We start from the raw sequence: 20,265 nt of genomic DNA, 5'->3' as shown, positions 1-20,265 counted from the left end.
TGGACCGGACGGCGCCCGTCAGCTCACCGTCCGACCAGCTCGACGGTCCTGCCCGCGCGGCGCGACTCGTCGACCCACTGGTCGATGGCCTGCCCGCAGGCCTGGTCGAGGTGCCGGACCCCGCTCAGGTCCATCCGGACGTGCTCCCGGTCGACGCCGTCGAGCACGTCGAGCAGGCCCGGCAGCCGCAGGAACGTGGCGTTGCCCTTGAGCGCGACCCCGTCGGCGGTCACGACGACCGACAGCCTGGACACGTCCCACGCCGTCTTCACGACCGCCGCGAGCAGACCGACCAGCGTGCCGGTCAGCAGGTCCGTGCCCACGATCAGCCCGGCCGTGAGCACCACGATCGCGCCCTCGGCCCGGTCCTTGCGCCACAGCGCGACGACCTGGCCGATGCCGAGCAGCTTCCACCCGGCGTGCACGAGCACGGCGGCCAGCACCGCCACCGGGATCAACGCGATCAGCTCCGGCAACGCGACCACGAACAGCAGCAACCACACCCCGTGCAGCACCCGCGAGAGCTTCGTCCGCGCGCCCGCCTGGACGTTGGCCGAGCTGCGCACGATCACCGCCGTCATCGGCAGCGCACCCAGCAACCCGCACAGCGTGTTCCCGACGCCCTGCGCCACCAGCTCCCGGTTGTACCGCGTGCGCGGCCCGTCGTGCATCCGGTCGACCGCCGCCGCGCTGAACAGGCTCTCCGCCGACGCCACCAGCGCGAACACCACCGCCGTGCCCACGATGCCGGTGTCCAGCAGAGAAAGGTCCGGCAGGTGCACGTCCGTGGCGAGCTCACCGACGTCGATCCGCGCCACCGACGAGGCGAACACCCCCGCCAGCGCGGTCGTGACCACCACCCCGACCAGCACACCGGGCACGACCCGCAACGGCGTCCGCTGCCACAGCAGCATGATCACGATGGTCAGCAACCCGAGCGCCACCGCCACCGGCGACACGGCGAGGCTCACCAGACCGGTGATCTTCTCCCACGTGGTCCCCGGCGCCTGCGCCCCCACCAGCGGGTAGAGCTGCCCGAGCACGAGCACCAGCCCGATGCCGGCGAGCATGCCCTGCACCACCGACGGCGAGATCGCCCGGAACCACCGCCCGCACCGCGCCAAGCCCAGCAGCACCTGCAAGGCACCGGCCCCGAGCACGATCACCCCGAGCGCCTCGATGCCGTGGGAGCTGACCGCGTCCGCCACCAACACGGTCAACCCGGCCGCGGGCCCGCTCACCTGCAGCGAGCTGCCCGGCAACAACCCGACGACGATGCCGCCGACGACTCCCGTCACGATCCCGAGCTCGGCCGGCACCCCGGACGCCACCGCCACACCGACGCACAGCGGCAGCGCCACCAGGAACACCACGACCGACGCGCCGAGATCGGCCCAGTACTTTTTCATCGGAAATCCTCTACAGCGGCTGGAACGCATGCTCGGCACACGCGGAGACCTCGCCGGTCTCGATGTCGTAGAACCACCCGTGAACGCGCAGCTCGCCGTTAGCCACCTTCTCGGCCACGAACGGGTACGCGAGCAACGTCTCCAGCTGCCTGCGCACGTGCTCCTGCCCCTCCACGCGCATCGCCGGGTCGCTCTCCGCCTTCCGCGGCCGCTGCTTTCCCAGCCACCCGCGCATGGCGGGCAGGTGGTCGATCACCGCCTCGTTGAGCGCCAGCACCGCACCGCAGTGCGAATGCCCGCAGACCACGATCTCGCTGACCCCGAGCTGCAACACCGCGAACTCGATGGTCGCCATCTCGCTGGTCGGCGCCTGCACCTCGTACGGCGGAATCACGTTCCCCGCCGTCCTCAGCTCGAACAACGCCCCCGGCTCCGCACCGGTGATGGCCGCCGTGACGATGCGGGAATCAGCGCACGTGATGAACATCGTCGAGGGCTTCTGCCCCTCCGCGAGCTTCTTTCCGATGTCACTGCCGCGCGTCTTGGCGTGTGCGCGGGCATGCTGAACAAAGCGATGGAAGTCCATGGGAATCCCTCACTGCCTGAGTTGAAAAATGTTCAGTTCTGATCCGGCCGATGGGGTGCGGGATCAGTTCCGGAACACCTGCAGCGCGGGTGGTGTGCGCCAAACCGCCATGGGCTCGGCAGCGGACACCGGCTTGACCTTCTCGACCTCCGGCCGCGGCGTGACCGCGACCGCTTTCGGCCTGTCCTCAGCGGACGAACGCTGCACCGCCGCCGCAGCCGCCATGAGCCGCGACCGGCAGGGTTCGCGCTCCTCGCGGGGCGCTTCCTCCTTGGGAGCGGAGGACTTGGACTTGGGCGGCGGGGCGCCGATCGACGCCGTGGAGACCGCCGGGGCGAGGACGGCGCAGAGGGCGATCACGACCGCGAGCAGGACGCTGCGCATGTGCCACCCCCGTCCGAGTTGATCTACTTCTTCCAGTTTTACCGGAGGGAGTGACGAATGGGTTAACGGGGGGACGATTCCACCGCCTCAAGCACGAGATTCACCCGAAAGGATCTTCAGGTTTCACGGAGCGGAACGGTCCTCCGGCCGTAGACCCGTTCCAACGCCTGACCGGCGGCTTCCCGGAGATGAGGGTCTGGGTGTTCATTCATCAAGCGCACGATCCACTCGGCAACAGCTTTATGCCGATATGTGGCACGCATCACTTCAATGAGTTCGAATCGACCGAACGCTTCGGGATGATCCCACACCCACTGGTACAAGACGCGGATATGGGCGATGGCACAGGTTCGAACTGCGGCCCACTTCACCGGGAATTCACCTCCGTCCATGTGCCTCTCCAGAAAGTGAGCGAAGTCAAGCTGGCCACGCCACCCCTTCACCAGAGCAGAGGCGACCGCGTCCACCACCTCGCGGCACTTCTCGGCAGGCGCCTCGCTGGGCAGTTGGATGACAATGTCACGCGCGCCGGGGTCACCGGCCCAGGCGATCGCGAGGTGTTTGGCAACCCAGATCGCATGCTTGTACGAAGTCTCCTGAACAGACCGCCACGCAATGGCGTCCAGCACCGCGCGGCGGCCGGGCCACCCCCGATCGAGCGCGGTGATGAGCGGCTCTCGGACACGGGTGTTGCGTTCGCGCTCGAGTGCGGTCAGGAAGGCGCCGAAGACGGCTTCGTCCCCAGAATCGCGGTCCAGCACCGCGATGGCCGCCCTGCGAACCGCCTCGTCCTTGTCCGGCAACGCGGACATCGCCATCCGGCGGCGTTCCGAGCGCGGTGCGGTCGCGAGCTCCAGCTGAAAACCTGTGATTCGGTTGCTGATGACGGAGGAATTCCGGTACTCGCTGATCAGCTGCAGCGTCACCGGCTGGAAGGGGAACGAGCCCGCCACCGACGAAAGCGCGGCCGCCACGTCGGCGGCGTACTCGGCCCGGAACGCGTCCTTGGGCGGTATGAACGACAGCTCGTCGACCATCCTGTGCACGAGGTCCGCCGCCCAGTCCTGGTCTTCAGCCGCAACGGTGCCCGTCTCTCCCAGGCAGCGCAGTGCGAACGGCCGTCCGGCCACCAGCCGGACCTCCGCCAGTGCCGTCACGACCTCACGGATCGGCGACCCCTGCCCCGCCAGCATCGCCGACAGCAACAACAACGGCTCGTGCCACTCGGCGTTCTGCCAGTGCTTCCAGTACACCTCGGCCTTCAACCAGCCGTAGTCCGCCTTCCTCCGGTTGAACTCCGCCAGCACGTGCCGCGCCACGAAGTACTCCATGAACGTCCGGTGCACGAACCCGAACACGCCCTCCCCGGTCTCGGCCAGGACGAACGTCCGTTCCCGCAGGTGGTTGAGGATCTCCACCGCGGTCGCCTGCGCCTCGCCCGCCGACTTGGCGTACTGACGCTCCAGATAGGCGGCGATGATGTCGCGCAACGGCTCGTACGCGATCGCGTTCAGCTCACGACCGGAACCCGGCCGCGCCGAGAGCATCGCCATCGCGATGTTCTGCAGGATCTCGGCCTTCTGGTCGCGGCCGAGCCGGAAGCCGAGCGGTAGCAGCTCCAAGCTGTCGATCCGCTTGCGTTTGACGTCCCAGTCCTCCAGCAGCACGTCGGTGCAGCGTTCGTACAGCTTCCAGCGCTTCTCGGGTAGGTCCTGGTGCTTGTAGAGCACGGCCATCATGGTGAGCAGCAACGGGTTCCCGGCCAGTTCCAGCAGCCGCGGGTTGTCCGCGATGCGGTCGACCAGGCCGGCGGCATCGCGTTCGTCGCCTTCGAAGGTGTAGTGCTGGTACCACGCGGGGACGAACGAGCGGATCTCCTTGAGGCCGAAGTCGAGCAGCGTGTAGTGCTCGAAACCGGCCAGGCCCAGTTCGTCCGGGTCGTAGCCGACGATCCGCGAGGACACCACGAGCCGTGCCTCGGGGAAGCGGGTGGTGAAGGCGTGGAACTGGTTGATCACGCGGGCGTGCGCCGCCCGGTCGAAGATCTCGTCCAGGCCGTCGAAGAAGATCGTCGCACCGGCCTTCAGCGCCTCGGCCAGCTGGGCTTCGGTCACCCGGACGCCGAACTTCTCCCAGGTGTTCGCGACCAGGAAGGCCACGAAGTCCTGGCTGCCGACCAGGACGTACTCGCGCAGCTCGACCAGGAACGCCACCGGGTCGACCGCGTTCAGCAGGGTGACCTGGAACAGTGTGCTCTTGCCGCTGCCCGGTCCGCCGAGGACCACCTGCTTCGGTTCGCGGCCGAGCACCGCCGCACCGTCCTCCGTGAGAGCCGGGCCACCGGCGCCCTCCTCGTCGGGCAGGTCGAAGTTCGGGCGGCCGGCCCGCAGCTGCTGGGACACGAAGACGTCGAGCAGCGGGATGCGGGCCATCCGGTCGTGCTGGGCGCCGGCGATCACCGACAGCCGGACGTACCTGTACCGCTCCACCACGGCCTGCTGGTAGGCGTACCAGTCGGTGCTCGCCTCGCCGGTGCCGCTGGACCACTTCTGGACGCCCTCGGAAACCTGCCGCGCCAGGTCGTCCTTCGAGCCGAACACGCCCGCGATCCGGGCCTCCAGCAGTTCCGTGCGGAACGCCTCGACCTCGTCGCGGAGCTCCATGAGCTTGCGCGGCCACGGCTCGTCCTCGGACAGCACGAACGCGAGCACCGGGATGCCCGCCTCCACCGCGGCGCGGTATTCCAGCTCGGTGATCGACTGAGTGTGGCCGGGCGGGATGAAGCCGTACCGCCACGCCATCACCACGACGTACAGGTCGGCCGACCGCACGTCGGAAAGGCAACGGTCCACCGGCCGCACGTCCTCCGCCACGTAGTGCTCCATGGCGATGTCCTTGTGGCCCAACCGTCGAATCGCCATCCGCACCGCCTCGCGGTGCTCGCGCAAGTCGGCGAATGTGGAGGAGACGTAGACGAGCGCCATCTGCCAATGGTCTCAAACGACCGGATGTACAAGGCTGCGCCCGTTGTGCCACACCCAAGCCCGTGCTGGACGTCGTGGTGACGGCCGCAAGGGCGTACGTGCGCTGGTCGCCGCGACCGGTCACCCGGTCGGCTGACCGGGATCACGCGTCACGCCGAACTTCTCCCCGACCATCCGCCAGAACGCCGGCACGGCGTCCGCCACCGGGTGCTGCTCGACCACCTGACACCCCCGCTTGCGCCTCTTGTTCCCGTAGAAGGTGAGCACGAAGCAGCCGTCGTCCACCGGCGCCAGCACGCCAGGAGCATGCACCTTGATCGTCTCGTAGTGCCCGTTCGTCGTCTCGAGCGACACCACGACGAGGTCGTGCATCGACGTGGTCACCCCCAGGCGCCCGGCCACACCGCTGTCCACGACGCTGGCGATGACGTCCCGCACGTACTGGTGCGACGCGAAGTCCTTGTTGCCCCAGCGCAGTTCGTCGAACCGCCGGGCCACCGCGTCCCAGGTCGAGCCGGCGAACTCACCCCGGATCACCGCGAACGCCATCGGAAACGGTTCCACGACCGCCAGCCTACAAAGGCGAACGCCCCGGTCCGACGTCGTTGTCGGGCCGGGGCGTCATGCTGCTGCCGGTGGTCGGACGCCGTTGTCAGACCACCGCGAGCGGAAGCAGGTTGGGGATCACGGGCGAGGGCAGGCTGGACGCGCCGGTGAGGAACTTGTCCACGGCGTGCGCCACGGACCGGCCCTCGGCGATCGCCCACACCACCAGCGACGCGCCGCGGTGGGCGTCGCCGCAGACGAACACGCCGGGTGCGGTCGTCTGCCAGTCGGAGCCGCACGAGATGGTGCCTCGGGAGGACAGCGGGATGCCGAAGTCGTCGAGGACCTTCATGTGCTCGACGCCCTCGAAACCGATGGCCAGCAACACCATGTCGGCGGGCAGGACCTCGACCTCGTCGGACAGCGGCACGACCCTGCGGCGGCCGGAGGAGTCCTTCTCGACGCGGACCTGCTGCAGCTCGATGAACCGCACGTGCCCGGCGTCGTCGCCCACGAAGCGGCGGACCGCCACGGTGAAGCGGCGTTCGCCGGCCTCCTCGTGCGCCGGGTAGGTGCGCAGGACGTGCGGCCACACCGGCCACGGCGAGCGGTCGTCGTCGCGGACCGACGGCGGCATCGGGTACTGGTCGAGCTGCGTCACCGACAGCGCGCCCTGGCGGGTCGCGGTGCCGTAGCAGTCGGCGCCCGTGTCGCCGCCGCCGATGACGATGACGTGCTTGCCCTCGGCGGAGATCGAGGACGGGCCGTCGCCCTCGCAGGCGCGGTTCGCGGGGACCAGGTGGTCCATCGCGAGGTGGATGCCGTCGAGGTCACGGCCGGGCGTGGTCTTGTCGTCCCGGCCGCGCAACGCGCCCACGGCCAGCACGACCGCGTCGAAGTCGGACCGCAGCTGCTCGACCGTGATGTCGACGCCGACCTCGCAGCCGGTCACGAACTTCGTGCCCTCGCGGCGCAGCTGGGACAGCCTGCGGTCGAGGACCTTCTTCTCCATCTTGAACTCGGGGATGCCGTAGCGCAGCAGGCCGCCGAGACGGTCGTCGCGTTCGTACACGACGACTTCGTGGCCCGCGCGGGTCAGCTGCTGGGCGGCGGCCAGACCGGCGGGGCCGGAGCCGACGACCGCGACGCGCTTGCCGGAGTGCACCGCGGCCGTGGACGGCTGCACGTAGCCGTTCTCCCACGACACGTCGGCGATGGTCTCCTCGACCCGCTTGATCGCGACCGCGCCACCGGCGTCGTGCGAGATCGCCAGCACGCACGCGGCCTCACACGGCGCCGGGCACAGACGACCCGTGAACTCCGGGAAGTTGTTGGTGGCGTGCAGGCGGTCGGAGGCGAGCTCCCAGTCGCCGCGGCGCACCAGGTCGTTCCACTCCGGGATCAGGTTGCCCAGCGGGCAGCCCGCGCTTCCGCTGTGGCAGAACGGGATGCCGCAGTCCATGCACCGGGTGGCCTGCGTGCGGACGGCCGCGTTGCGCTCGGCCGGGTCCTCGTGCAGGTACACCTCGTTCCAGTCCTGCAACCGGTCCGGCTTCGGACGCTTCGGCGCGTCGGAGCGGGAGTACTTCATGAAACCCTGTGGATCAGCCACGAGACGCCTCCATGACAGCCGCGTCAACGTCCCGGCCCTCGGCGCGGGCGAGACGCATGGCCTCGAGAACGCGCTGGTAGTCGCCGGGCATGACCTTCGTGAACGCACCGGCTCGCCGAGTCCAGTCACCGAGCAGTGAAGCGGCCACCGCGGAACCGGTGTGCTCGTGGTGCCTGGTGACGACGTCCTTGAGCCAACGCAGGTCCTCGGCGCTGAGGCGCTGCAGATTCACCATCTCCTGGTTCACCGACAACGGGTCCAGGTCCAGCACGTACGCGATGCCGCCGGACATGCCGGCCGCGACGTTGCGACCGGTCGGGCCGAGCACGACGGCACGGCCTCCGGTCATGTACTCGAACGCGTGGTCGCCCACGCCCTCGGCCACCAGCGTGGCACCGGAGTTGCGGACGCAGAAGCGTTCGCCCACCCGGCCGCGCAGGAAGATCTCACCCGACGTGGCGCCGTAGCCGATCACGTTGCCCGCGATCACCTGCAGCTCCGCGCGGAACGGCGCGTCGTCGTGCGGGCGGACGATGATCCGGCCGCCGGACAGGCCCTTGCCGACGTAGTCGTTGGCGTCGCCGACCATCTCCAGCGTGATGCCGCGCGGCAGGAACGCGCCGAGCGACTGGCCGGCCGACCCCGTGAGCTTCACGTGGATCGTGTCGTCCTCCAGGCCCTCACCGCCGTAGGCGGGTGACCTCGGCGCCGAGCAGCGTGCCGACCGTGCGGTTGACGTTGCGGACCGGCAGCTCCAGCTTGACCTGGTGCGCGTCCTCCAGCGCCGCCTCGGCGAGCTGGATCAGCGTGCGGTCCAGTGCCTTGTCGAGGCCGTGGTCCTGCTCGCGGACCTTGCGCTTCGCCGTCGGGTACGGCGTCTCCGGCACCTCGAAGACCGGGTCCAGGTTGAGGCCCTCGGTCTTCCAGTGCTCGATCGCGTCGTCCTTGTCGAGCAGCTCGGCGTGGCCGACGGCCTCGTCGATCGTGCGGAAACCCAGCTCCGCCAGCAGTTCGCGGGCCTCCTGCGCGATGAACTCGAAGAAGTTCACGACGTGGTCGGCCTGGCCGGTGTAGCGGGCCCGCAGGTCCGGGTTCTGCGTGGCGACGCCGACCGGGCAGGTGTCCAGGTGGCAGACGCGCATCATCACGCAGCCGGCGACGATCAGCGGTGCGGTGGCGAAGCCGAACTCCTCGGCGCCGAGCAGCGCGGCCACCACGACGTCGCGGCCGGTGCGCATCGCGCCGTCGACCTGGACGGTGATGCGGTCGCGCAAACCGTTGAGCAGCAACGTCTGCTGGGTCTCGGCGAGGCCGATCTCCCACGGCGTGCCCGCGTGCTTGAGCGAGTTCATCGGCGAGGCACCGGTGCCGCCGTCGTAGCCGGAGATCAGCACGACGTCCGCGTGCGCCTTGGCGACCCCCGCCGCGACCGTGCCCACGCCGATCGACGAGACGAGCTTCACGTGAACCCGTGCCTGCTCGTTCGCGTTCTTCAGGTCGTGGATGAGTTGCGCCAGGTCCTCGATCGAGTAGATGTCGTGGTGCGGCGGCGGCGAGATGAGACCGACGCCCGGCGTGGAGTGCCGGGTGCGCGCGACCCACGGGTAGACCTTGAAGCCGGGCAACTGGCCGCCCTCGCCGGGCTTCGCGCCCTGCGCCATCTTGATCTGGATGTCCGTGGAGTTCACGAGGTACTCGCTCGTGACACCGAACCGTCCACTCGCGACCTGCTTGACCGCGGAACGGCGTTCCGGGTCGTACAGGCGCTCGCGGTCCTCGCCGCCCTCACCGGAGTTCGACCGGCCGCCGAGCCGGTTCATCGCGATGGCGAGGGTCTCGTGCGCCTCGGCCGAGATCGAGCCGTACGACATGGCACCGGTGTTGAAGCGCTTGACGATCGCGCTGACGGGCTCCACCTCGTCGATCGGGATCGGCGTGCGGCCCTCGGTGCGGAACTTGAACAGGCCGCGCAACGTGCCGCCCTGCCGCGAGACGCGCTCGACCTCCGCCGTGTACTGGCGGAAGACGTCCTCCTTGCGCGTCTTCGTGGCGTGCTGCAGCAGGAACACCGTCTCCGGTGTGAACAGGTGCAGCTCGCCCTCGCGGCGGTACTGGTAGTCGCCACCGACCTCGAGCCTGCGGTGCGCGCGGTCGGTGGGGTTGTCCGGGTACGCGCGGCGGTGGCGCAGCGCCACCTCCTCGGCGAGCACGTCGAGACCGACGCCGCCGAGCTTCGACTGCGTGCCGGTGAAGTACTCGTCCAGCAGCTCGTTCGACAGGCCGACCGCCTCGAAGATCTGCGCCGCGGTGTAGGCGCCGACGGTCGAGATGCCCATCTTCGACATGATCTTCAGGACGCCCTTGACGAGCGCCTTGACGTAGTTGCGGATCGCCTTGTGCGCCGGGACGCCGGTGATGGCGCCCTGGCTGATCAGGTCCTCGATCGTCTCGAACGCGAGGTACGGGTTCACCGCGGCGGCGCCGTAGCTCAGCAGTGCGGCGACGTGGTGGACCTCGCGGCAGTCACCGGACTCGACGACGAGGGCGACGCGCAGGCGTTCCTTGGTGCGCACCAGGTGGTGGTGCACCGCGGAGACGAGCAGCAGCGACGGGATCGGTGCCATGCGGTGGTCGGAGTCGCGGTCGCTCAGCACCAGCGTGCGGGCACCGTTGGCGATCGCTTCCGACGCCTCCCGGCGCACGCGCTCGATCGCCGCGGTCAGAGCCTCGCCACCACCGTCCACTTCGTACAGTCCCGACAGGACGGTGCACGCGAAGCCGGGCAGGTCGCCGTCGTCGTTGATGTGGATGAGCTTGGCGAGCTCGTCGTTGTCGATCACCGGGTAGTCGAGCGTGACGTGCCGGCAGGACACCGGGCCGGGGTCGAGCAGGTTCTGCTCGGGGCCCATCACGCGCTTGACGGAGGTGACGATCTCCTCGCGGATCGCGTCCAGCGGCGGGTTCGTGACCTGCGCGAAGTTCTGCACGAAGTAGTCGTAGAGCAGCCGCGAACGCTGCGACAGCGCGGCGACCGGGGTGTCCGTGCCCATGGAGCCGAGGTTCCTGACCCATGATCGACATGGGCGTGAGCAGGATCCGCAGCTCCTCCTCGGTGTAGCCGAAGGTGAGCTGGCGGCGCACGACCGACTCGTGGCTCTGCACCACGTGCTCGCGGTCGGCCAGGTCGGCGAGGTCGAGCAGACCCGCGTGCAGCCACTCGTCGTAGGGCCGCTCGGAGGCCAGGTTCGACTTGAGCTCCTCGTCGTCGACGATGCGGCCCTGGGCGGTGTCGACCAGGAACATCCGGCCCGGCTGCAGCCGGCCCTTCGCGACGACCTGGTCGGACGGCACGTCCAGCACACCGGACTCGGAGGCGAGCACCACGCGGCCGTCGGCGGTCTGCCACCAGCGGGCGGGCCGCAGGCCGTTGCGGTCCAGGACCGCGCCCACGACCTCGCCGTCGGTGAACGTGACACACGCCGGGCCGTCCCACGGCTCCATCAGGGAGGCGTGGAACTGGTAGAACGCGCGGCGCTTCGGATCCATCGTGGCGTGGTTCTCCCACGCCTCCGGGATCATCATCAGCACCGCGTGCGGCAGGCTGCGGCCGCCGAGGTGCAGCAGCTCCAGCACCTCGTCGAACGACGCCGAGTCCGACCCGTCCGGGTCGCAGATCGGGAACAGCCGCGCGAGGTCGCCGGGGATGAGGTCGCTGTCCAGCAACGCCTCCCGGGCGCGCATGCGGTTGCGGTTGCCGCGCACGGTGTTGATCTCACCGTTGTGGGCGACGAACCGGAACGGGTGCGCCAGCGGCCACGACGGGAACGTGTTGGTGGAGAACCGGCTGTGCACCAACGCGATCGCGCTGTACAGCCGCTCGTCGCGCAGGTCCGGGAAGAACGCCGGCAGCTGCTCGGTCGTCAGCATTCCCTTGTAGACGATCGTGCGCGCGGACAGCGACGGGAAGTACACGCTGCCCTCGTGCTCGACCCGCTTGCGCAGGCAGAAGGTCAGGCGGTCCAGCCCGATGCCGGTCTCGCCGCGCGTGCCCTTGACGAACAGCTGCGCGAAGTGCGGCGCCACGGACAACGCCGTGGGACCGACGCCGGCCTTCTCCGGGTCGACCGGCACGTCGCGCCAGCCGATGACCTCCAGGCCCTCCTCGACCGCGATGCGCTCGATCTGCGCGCGAGCGGACTCGCGTTCTTCGGCCTCAAACGGCAGGAAAGCGATTCCCGCCGCGTACCCGCCGCTCTCCGGCAGGTCGAAGTCGACGACAGCACGCAGGAACTCGTCCGGCAGCTGCAACAGGATCCCGGCACCGTCACCCGAGGTGGGCTCGGCACCGGCGGCACCGCGGTGCTCGAGGTTTGCTAGGGCGGTGAGCGCGTCGCTCACGATGCCGTGGGAACGCCTGCCCTGGATGTCGGCCACCATGGCGACACCACAGGCGTCGCGCTCATCAGCTGGGTCGTACAGACCCTGGGGGCCGGGGATGGCGGAGAAGATCACTGCGCAGACCTCCTTCGTCGTCCTCGCTGAAGAACTAGTCCTCGTGCTCAGACCTCGTACCAACAGGTGGGAGCACGGGACGACGATGGCCCGCGTGTTGACGCGACTTTAACAGCCGCGAAACCCAGGGACACCCGCCAATGGGTGATCTAGGTCATGGAAGCGTAACGATTTCCCAGCGCTGAGCGACATTGCAGCGGACGTCGAGCTCCGTTACGGCTGGGTTAGCGTAACCGAACGTTCAACTAGGGCCAGCCTGATGAGAGCTGCACAACATTCGCGCGTTGGCACGGGATCAGCCTGTTGACCCCTTGTCCCCTCTGGTCAGCGGCTCAGCGTCTCAGTTAGCGGACGCTCACGCGTCACCGTCCACTCTGCCCGGTCGGGGTTGTTGACGGTCAAAAGACCGAGTTCCCGGTCCTCCCGCGCTGCCTGCGGGAGGACCGGGACCTCGGCGTTCGAGAAGCCTCGCGGGTCGTTTCCGGCCGTCTGGTCACGTGGCCGGAGGCGGGTGGGCACCTCCGGCCACGGACGCTCAGTGAGCCGCGACCGGCTCCTTCTTGTCGTCGTCCGCGCCGGTCTGCTTGGCCAGCAGGTCGTCGACGTCGACGCTGTCGGGGTTGTTCAGCACCTCGGTCAGGCGGTCCTTGTCGAGCGCCTTCTGCCAGGCGGCGACCACGAGCGAGCCGACACCGTTGCCGATGACGTTGGTGATGGCGCGGGCCTCGGACATGAACCGGTCGATGCCGACGATGAGCGCGATGCCGACGGCCGGGATGGCGCTGTGGGCCTCGAACGCCTGCAGCGAGGCCGCCAGGGTGACCAGGCCGGCACCGGTGACGCCCGCCGCGCCCTTGGACGCGATCAGCATGAACAGCAGCAGACCGATCTGGACGCCGATCGACACGTCGTGGCCCGTGGCCTGGGCGATGAAGATCGCGCCCATGGTCAGGTAGATGCAGGTGCCGTCGAGGTTGAACGAGTAGCCAGTCGGGATGGTGAGGCCGACGACCGACTTCTGCGCGCCCGCCGCCTCCAGCTTGACCATCATGCGCGGCAGCACCGACTCGGACGACGAGGTGCCGAGCACGATCAGGATCTCGTCCTTGATGTAGCGCAGGAACTTGAAGAGGCTGAAGCCCGCGACCTTCGCGACGATGCCGAGCACCACCACGACGAACACGATGCAGGTGGCGTAGAACGAGCCCATCAGCCACAGCAGCTTGCCGAGCACGCTGCCGCCGAACTTGCCGACGGTGTAGGCGATGCCGCCGAAGGCACCGATCGGCGCGACGTACATGACGATCTTGATGATGCCGAACATCACCTTGGAGAGCGTTTCCATCGCGGAGACGACCTTGGCACCGCGCTCGCCCATGCCGGCGACCGCGACGGCCACGAGGATCGCGACCACGAGCACCTGGATCAGCTGACCGTCGGTGAAGGCGCTGACGAACGACTTCGGCACGAGGCTCAGGATGAAGCCGGTGATGCCGGTCTCCGCGCTCGACGCGTCCTTCAGCGTCTTGTCCGCCGCACTGGCGTTCAGCTCGATCTCACCGCCGTGGTGACCCGGCTGCACGATGTTCACGACGACGAGGCCGATGGCGAGCGCCACCGTGGTCATCGCGGTGAAGTAGAGGATCGTCCGCAGGGCCAGGCCGCCCGCCTTGGCGAGGTTCCCCAGCCCGGCGATGCCGACGATGATGGTGGCGAAGATCGTCGGTGCGATGACGACCTTGACCAGGTTCACGAACAGGTCGGCGAGCCACTTCATCTCGGACGCCTGTTTCGGGAACAGGAACCCGACCGCGGCGCCCAGCACGATGGAGACCAGCACCCAGAAGTACAGGTGCTTGTAGATCGGTTTGCGGCCTGTGGTGGTGGTCGCCACGGTTCCTCCTCGAACACTTCGCGTTGGGTAGTGAGGGTGAGCCGCGCCACGACCAGCGACAAGGCGCGATCCGGAAACTTCAGACAGCCCTGACGTAACGGTTAGTCTTTGCCGGTGTCGCTCAGCCGTCGCACTCTTCTGCTAGGGGGTGCACTCGCTCTCGCCGGGTGCACCCGGCAGAGGGTCGAAGCACCCCCGCGGCTCGTTCTCGCCACCGGCCCGGACGGCGCGGTGTTCCGCGAGATCGGGTCCGCTCTCGCGCAGGTGCTGGCGGAGAAGCTCCCGGACACCGAGGTGGTCGCCCAGCCGACCGGCGCGTCGGTGGAGAACCTCCAGCTGCTGGCCGCCGGGAGGGCCGACCTCGCACTGTCCTCTTTGGACGCGATCGAACGGCCGGGCAGCGTGCGCGCGGTGGGGCGGCTCTACGACAGCTTCATGCAGATCGCGGTGCGCAAGGAGTCGTCGATCGAGTCGTTGAAAGACCTGGCCGGCAAGCGGATCTCGCTGGGACCGGTGGGTTCCGGCACCGAGTTCACCGGGCGGCGGCTGCTGCAGCACCTCGGCGAAGAGTCCGCTTTGGACGAACGCATGGGGCACGCCGAGGCATCGCGCCGGCTCGCGGCGGGCACGCTGGACGCGTTGCTCGCGCTGACCGGAATCCCCACCGACGCGGTGTACGACATCAAGGACCAGGTGCGGTTGATCAACCTGCAGGACGAGGCGGTGCGGCTCCACCGCGAGTTCCTCGGCCCGTACATCCCGGCGACGATCCCCCAGTCGGTGTACAACCCGATCCCCGCCTGTCACACGTTCGCGGTGCCGAACCTGCTGCTCGCGCACGAGTCGCTGAGCGCGGACGTGGTCGAGGTGGTGACGCGGACGGTGTTCACCGAGACCGCGCGGATCGTGGAGGGGCACCCGGAGGCGTCGCGGATCAACGTGCGGACCGGCATCGCGACCGGCGAGGTGCCGTTGCACGAGGGTGCGATGCGGTGGTTCCGCGAGGTCAAGCGCTGACCGGTCCTCCTCACGCGCTGAGGCTGACCTTCACGTCGAGGCCGGGGCCGGCGTCGTGCAGCGTGAGGGTGCCGCCCGCGGACTCGATCAGCTCGGCGCAGATGGCGAGGCCCATGCCGGTGCCGGGCACGTTCTGGTGCTTGGTCGCCCGCCAGAACCTCTGCAGGGCGTGCTCGCGTTCCTCCGCGCTGAGCCCGTCACCGTTGTCGGTCACGTGCAGCTCGCCCTTGGCGCCGCTGACCACGACCTCGGAGGCGTTGGCGAGCCGGATGGCGTTGCTGACCAGCTCGTCGAGCACGCTGCCCAGGCCGCCGGGCGGTTCCTGCATGGTGAGGCCGGGCGGCACGGTGATCTTGAGCTCGACCCCGGACCTGGCCGCGAGGGCCTGCCAGCCCGCCCGGTGCGTGGCCAGGAGCTGGTCGATCTCGACGGGTTCGGTGTCGCGGGCGCTGTCGAGGCGGGTGGCGGCGAGCAGCGTGTCGAGCACCCGGCCCATCTCCTCGGCCTCGTCGACCGCGATCTGGTGGGCTTCCCGCGCGTGCTCGCCGCTCACGTGCGGCTCGAGGTTGTCGACGGCGAGCCGCAGGCTGGCCAGGGGGTTGCGCAGCTGGTGCGAGGCGTCGGCGACGAACGCCTTCTGCCTGTTCAGGGCCCTGCCGACGACGTCGACCATGGTGTTGAAGCTGCGTGCGAGCCGGCGCAGCTCCGGCGGCCCGCCGACCTCGTCCGCCCGCACGTCGAGGTTGCCCTGCGCCACCGCCGCCGTGGCCTCGTCGAGCCTGCGCACCGGCCGCAGCACCCACCGCGACATCGGCCACGCCGCCGCGACCACCGCCAGCATGGGCGCGAGCCCGGCCAGCGCCATCAGGCCCCACTGCCGCAGCACCTCACCGCGCAACGCCCCGGTCGGCGAGATCGTGACGACCGCCGCCACCACCTCGCTGTCCCGCCCGACCGGCTCGACCACCACCATCGGGTCGGTCCGCCACGGCCAGCCCGAGTACCCGGCAGGCGGCGAGTAGCCGGACAGCGCCGCGCTCAGACCACCCTCCACCAGGTCGGCGTGGGGATCGAAGCCGCCCCGGGAGGTGATCAGCACACTGCGGTCGGCGCTGACCAGCGCCACCGTGATGCCGTAGACGTCGTCGTACCGGTTGAACTCGTCGCGCAGCAGCTCGGTGCGGTCCGACTGCAGCGCGCTCTCCGCGAGCGAGGCGAACCGGCTGGCGTCCCCGAGCCGGTCGAGGTAGGTGCTCTGGGTCTCGCGCTGCACCACGGCGGAGGCGAGCGGGATGCCGAGCGCGGCGACGAGTGCGACGAGCAGCGGGACGGTGATGACGAGGAGTCGGCGCAGCATCAGCCGCCGTCACGGGTCGGTCGTCGCATCGGGCACCTCACGGCGTTCATCATCCGGTACCGCGGTGACACCCCGCAGTGCCGTGTTCCTGAAGTCACGTAGCGTCGCGGCGTGAAACGTTGCCGTGCGAACTCGCGGTCAGACGGGTGCATCGTGGTGCCGCCCCCGCGCCCTCATACTGGCGGTATGGGGGTGCGGGGGCGGCACCACGAGGTGCCCTGCTGAGCGTGGGTTCACCGTCAACGTTTCAGGCCGCGACGCTAGGTGGCCAGGCGGTAACCGACGCCTCGCACCGTCTCGATCTTCACGTGGGTGCCGAGCTTGCCCCGCAGCGCCGCGATGTGGGTGTCGAGCGTGCGGGACGGCGCTTCCCAGTGCGCCTGCCACACCTGGTCGACGATGAAGTCGCGGCTGACCACCTCGCCCGCCCTGGTCGCGAGCAGGGCGAGGAGGTCGAACTCCTTGCGGGTGAGCGCCAGCGGCGTGCCGTCGAGCGTCGCGACGCGGGTGGGCGCGGAGATGCTCAGCGTGCCCACCTGGACCGGGGCCTCCGCCTCGGGCTCCGCGCGGTGGGTGCGGGTGCGGCGCAGCACGGCCTCGATGCGGGCGAGCAGCTCGGAGGTGCCGAACGGTTTCACCACGTAGTCGTCGGCGCCCGCGCGCAGGCCCAGGACGCGTTCACGTTCCTCGCCACGCGCGGTCACCGTGATCACCGCGGTGCCCGGACGGTGCCGCAGCTCGCGCAGCACGTCCAGGCCGTCGCCGTCGGGCAGGCCGAGGTCGAGCAGCACCACGTCGGCGGGCGCCGCCTTCAGGGCGTCGGCGGCCGTGGCCACCCGGTGCACCTCGTAACCCGCATGCCGCAACGCGGTCAGCAGGCCCCTGGCCACCCGGTCGTCATCCTCGACGACGAGCACGCGCACTCGGTCACTCCGGTTTGACCGACTCCGCCGGGGAGCCGCTCTTGTCCTTGCCAGCCGCCTTGACCTCGGTGCCGGTGTCGGCAGCGGTCTCGGCGTCGGCTTCGGCCGGCGTGGTGCCGTCGGCATCGGTCCCGGGCTCGCCGGTGCCCCGCAGCGCCGCGACGTCCTCGCGCGGGCCACGCGACTTCGCGATCACGAAGTAGGCGACCGCACCGAGGAAGACCAGCACCGACACCCACACGTTGACCCGCTGGCCGAACACCAGCGTCGCCTCGTCGGTGCGCATGAGCTCGATCCAGAACCGGCCCGCGGTGTAGCCGGCGACGTACAGCGCGAACACCCGGCCGTGGCCGAGGCGGAACCGGCGGTCGGCCCACACGATCAACGCGGCGACACCGAGGTTCCACAGCAGCTCGTAGAGGAACGTCGGGTGCACGACCTGGATCGGCGTGTGGTCGGTCGCGACGCCCGCGAGCATGTCCTCACTGCCGTCCGGCGTGAACCGGCGGTAGATCTCCAGGCCCCACGGCAGCGTGGTCTCCGCGCCGAAGAGCTCCTGGTTGAAGTAGTTGCCGAGGCGGCCGATGGCCTGCGCCACGACGATGCCGGGCGCGAGCGCGTCCGCCATCGCGGGCAGCGGGATGCCCTTGCGCCGGCAGCCGATCCAGGCACCGACCGCACCGAGGGCGATGGCGCCCCAGATGCCGAGGCCACCGTTCCAGATCTCCAGCGCCGCGAGCGGGTTCTTGCCCGGCCCGAAGTACTTCTGATTGTCCGTGATGACGTGGTACAGCCGGCCACCCACGAGACCGAACGGCACCGCCCACACGGCGATGTCGGTCACCTCGCCCTTGATGCCCCCGCGCTCGACCCAGCGGCGCTCACCCCACCAGATGGCGACGATGATGCCCGCGATGATGCACAGCGCGTAAGCACGGATGGGGAGCGGACCGAGGTACCAGACACCGCGGTCGGGGCTCGGAATCGTGGCCAGCACGACGGAGTTCAACCCGTTCAACACGCCGCCCACCGTACCGGTGACGCCGTGAGCCCTCCGTGGGGACGCTCGATCGTTACCTGACACAGGGGGTTCGTGGCCACAAGTAGGGGTTGCATGATCGCCCGGCCGAGATACTCGGACGCGGCCTGTGACGCCTCTCGGAAGGTCTGACATGACGGTCCTGGTGGTCGGCGGCGGTATCGGTGGCCTGGCGACGGCACTCGGTCTCGCCACCGCCGGACAGCGCGTGACGGTGCTCGAGGCGGCGGCCGTGTTCGAGGAGATCGGCGCCGGCATCCAGGTCGGTCCGAACGGCTTCCGGATGCTCGATTCCCTGGGCGTCGGTCCCGTGGTGCGCTCACGGGCCGTGCACGTCGACGAGTTGCGTTTGCGGTGTGGTGTCTCTGGCCGTGTGGTGGCTTCTCTGCCGTTGGACGAGACCTTCCGGACGCGGTTCGGCACCTACGCCGTCGTGCACCGCAACGACGTGCTGACGCCGTTGCTCGACGCCTGCCAGAACCACGAGCTGATCGACCTGCGCCCGAACAGCGGCGTGACCGCCTACACGCAGGACGCCTCCGGGGTGACCGCCGTGCTGCGCTCAGGCGATCTGGTCTCCGGCTCCGCGCTGATCGGCGCCGACGGCCTGCGCTCCGCCGTCCGCCGCCAGCTCGTCGGCGACGGCGACCCGACCGTCTCCGGCCACACCACCTTCCGCGCGGTCATCCCCGCCCCCGCCGTGCCCGCCGAGCTCAAGGAGAACGTCGTCACGCTCTGGGCCGGCCCGCACTACCACGTGGTCTGGTACGTCATCGCCGGCGGCCGGTACGTCAACCTCGTCGCCACCACCGACAACGCCGCCACCGAGCCCATGACCGGCGTCCCCGTCGAGCACGCCGACGTGATGAAGCACTTCACGCCCCTGTGCCCGGACGCGCGGCGGGTGATGGAACTGGCCGACGAGTGGCGGGCCTGGGTGCTGTGCGACCGCGCACCGATCACCGACTGGCAGGACTCACGGGTCGTGCTGCTCGGCGATGCCGCCCACCCCGTGCTGCAGTACGCCGCTCAAGGCGCCTGTCAGGCGTTGGAGGACGCCGTCTGCCTTACCTCGGCCTTCGACCCCCGTGACGTGGTCGGCTCATTTGCGCGTTATGTCGCTCAGCGTCGGGAGCGAACGGCGCGCGTCCACCACGCGTCACGGTCGATGGGTCGAGAGGTCTACCACCCAGCCGGGGAGGCTGCTGCGGCCCGTGACGCGATGTTCGCCGCGTGGGGCGTGGCTGACCTGCACGAACGGCTGGAGTGGTTGTACGGCTAGACGTTCAGGTCGATGGTGGCGGGGAACGGGAACGGGGGCTCGAACGTGAGCACGCCGTTCACACTGCGCGCGACCTCGTGGTACTCGGGCCTGTCGTCGCGCAAGTACAACGTGGCCACCGGAGCGCCGGGCACCGGATCGATGATCAGGTAATAGGACACCCGAGCTTCCGCGTACAGCAGCCGTTTGGTCACCAGGTCAGCCATCCGCGTGCTCTTGGAGAGCACCTCGCCGACGAGCAGTACGTTCTCGACCGGGAAGGTCACGCCGGCATCGCACGGCTCGACCACCGTGAAGTCCGGGATCACCAACCGACCGGTGGACAGCTCGACGTTCAGCTCGACAGTGGCTTCGAACTCCTTGGGACACGCACCGTTCAGCGCTGCAAACGCCCTGCCCACCAAGCGCTGGTGCGAGTAACTGCCCAGCGGGCTCACCAGGAGCATCCCATCGACGAGCTCGATGCGTTGACTGTGGTCCTCCGGCAGTGCGAGGACATCCTCCATCGTCCACGGGCCTTCATGGACGGGCAGCAGGAAGTCGGCCTTGGCCTCAGCTGGAGCCGCCACTGGGCATCACCTCCGATAACCGCCCGGTTCGCACCAGTGTGGCACGTCGAGCGGGTAACTGGCTTGTGCATGCCGCCACGATGGCAGCTCCCACCGACAGCAAAAGGGGCTTTGGCGCCCACCCGACCCAAGTTCACCCGATCGATCAGGC

General features: G+C 69.4%; 13 protein-coding genes and 1 pseudogene. 2 read left to right on the top strand and 12 right to left on the bottom strand.

Annotation, left to right across the window (positions count from 1 at the left end):
• Positions 1 to 23: 23 nt before the first annotated feature.
• From BBK82_RS23425 to dctA, 8 genes and pseudogenes are all read right to left on the bottom strand, one after another.
• Positions 24 to 1,409, bottom strand: coding sequence for a SulP family inorganic anion transporter (locus BBK82_RS23425; RefSeq protein ID WP_237048331.1), 1,386 nt, complete (start codon positions 1,407 to 1,409; stop codon positions 24 to 26).
• Between the two features lie 10 nt (positions 1,410 to 1,419).
• On the bottom strand, positions 1,420 to 1,995 hold the full coding sequence (locus BBK82_RS23420) for a carbonic anhydrase (protein WP_065916918.1): 576 nt from the start codon (positions 1,993 to 1,995) through the stop codon (positions 1,420 to 1,422).
• Positions 1,996 to 2,058: 63 nt separating this feature from the next.
• Entirely contained in the window at positions 2,059 to 2,379 is a 321-nt protein-coding gene (locus tag BBK82_RS23415) for a hypothetical protein (RefSeq protein WP_065916917.1), read from the bottom strand.
• A 116-nt stretch (positions 2,380 to 2,495) separates the two neighbouring features.
• Complete coding sequence (locus tag BBK82_RS23410; RefSeq protein ID WP_065916916.1) at positions 2,496 to 5,363, bottom strand: NACHT domain-containing protein; 2,868 nt, start codon at positions 5,361 to 5,363, stop codon at positions 2,496 to 2,498.
• 120 nt (positions 5,364 to 5,483) lie between these two features.
• On the bottom strand, positions 5,484 to 5,927 hold the full coding sequence (locus BBK82_RS23405; protein WP_154697449.1) for a hypothetical protein: 444 nt from the start codon (positions 5,925 to 5,927) through the stop codon (positions 5,484 to 5,486).
• Positions 5,928 to 6,015: 88 nt separating this feature from the next.
• Entirely contained in the window at positions 6,016 to 7,521 is a 1,506-nt protein-coding gene (locus BBK82_RS23400; protein ID WP_065916914.1) for a glutamate synthase subunit beta, read from the bottom strand.
• Positions 7,514 to 12,033 (bottom strand): annotated as a pseudogene (gltB, locus tag BBK82_RS23395) (glutamate synthase large subunit). The gene BBK82_RS23400 and the pseudogene gltB overlap by 8 nt, the downstream one beginning before the upstream one ends.
• 535 nt (positions 12,034 to 12,568) lie before the next feature.
• The gene (gene dctA / locus BBK82_RS23390; protein WP_065916913.1) at positions 12,569 to 13,927 is read right to left on the bottom strand and encodes a C4-dicarboxylate transporter DctA; all 1,359 of its coding nucleotides are present in this window, start codon (positions 13,925 to 13,927) and stop codon (positions 12,569 to 12,571) included.
• 114 nt (positions 13,928 to 14,041) lie between these two features.
• Here dctA and BBK82_RS23385 point away from each other — a divergent pair, with 114 nt between their 5' ends.
• Complete coding sequence (locus BBK82_RS23385; protein ID WP_083268106.1) at positions 14,042 to 14,944, top strand: TAXI family TRAP transporter solute-binding subunit; 903 nt, start codon at positions 14,042 to 14,044, stop codon at positions 14,942 to 14,944.
• Between the two features lie 10 nt (positions 14,945 to 14,954).
• Here BBK82_RS23385 and BBK82_RS23380 read toward each other — a convergent pair whose 3' ends face one another.
• The 3 genes from BBK82_RS23380 to lgt form a co-directional block, all read right to left on the bottom strand.
• The gene (locus tag BBK82_RS23380) at positions 14,955 to 16,301 is read right to left on the bottom strand and encodes a sensor histidine kinase (RefSeq protein WP_065916912.1); all 1,347 of its coding nucleotides are present in this window, start codon (positions 16,299 to 16,301) and stop codon (positions 14,955 to 14,957) included.
• Positions 16,302 to 16,561: 260 nt separating this feature from the next.
• The gene (locus tag BBK82_RS23375) at positions 16,562 to 17,224 is read right to left on the bottom strand and encodes a response regulator transcription factor (RefSeq protein ID WP_065916911.1); all 663 of its coding nucleotides are present in this window, start codon (positions 17,222 to 17,224) and stop codon (positions 16,562 to 16,564) included.
• Between the two features lie 4 nt (positions 17,225 to 17,228).
• Positions 17,229 to 18,242 (bottom strand): prolipoprotein diacylglyceryl transferase, encoded by a 1,014-nt coding sequence (gene lgt / locus BBK82_RS23370; protein WP_065921292.1) that lies wholly within the window; start codon positions 18,240 to 18,242, stop codon positions 17,229 to 17,231.
• A gap of 154 nt (positions 18,243 to 18,396) precedes the next feature.
• On the opposite strand from lgt, the gene BBK82_RS23365 reads away from it, so the two are divergent.
• Positions 18,397 to 19,545, top strand: a complete 1,149-nt coding sequence (locus BBK82_RS23365) for an FAD-dependent monooxygenase (RefSeq protein ID WP_065916910.1) — start codon at positions 18,397 to 18,399, stop codon at positions 19,543 to 19,545.
• Here the strand turns inward: BBK82_RS23365 and BBK82_RS23360 are convergent.
• A complete protein-coding gene (locus BBK82_RS23360; protein ID WP_065916909.1) occupies positions 19,542 to 20,114 on the bottom strand; it encodes a Uma2 family endonuclease in 573 nt (190 codons plus the stop codon). The genes BBK82_RS23365 and BBK82_RS23360 overlap by 4 nt on opposite strands.
• Positions 20,115 to 20,265: the final 151 nt, after the last annotated feature.

The sequence above is a fragment of the Lentzea guizhouensis genome (genome assembly GCF_001701025.1).
Lineage (GTDB): Bacteria > Actinomycetota > Actinomycetes > Mycobacteriales > Pseudonocardiaceae > Lentzea > Lentzea guizhouensis.
The sequence above is the reverse complement of the archived record's forward strand: the minus strand, read 5'-3'. Positions and strand labels throughout refer to the sequence as shown.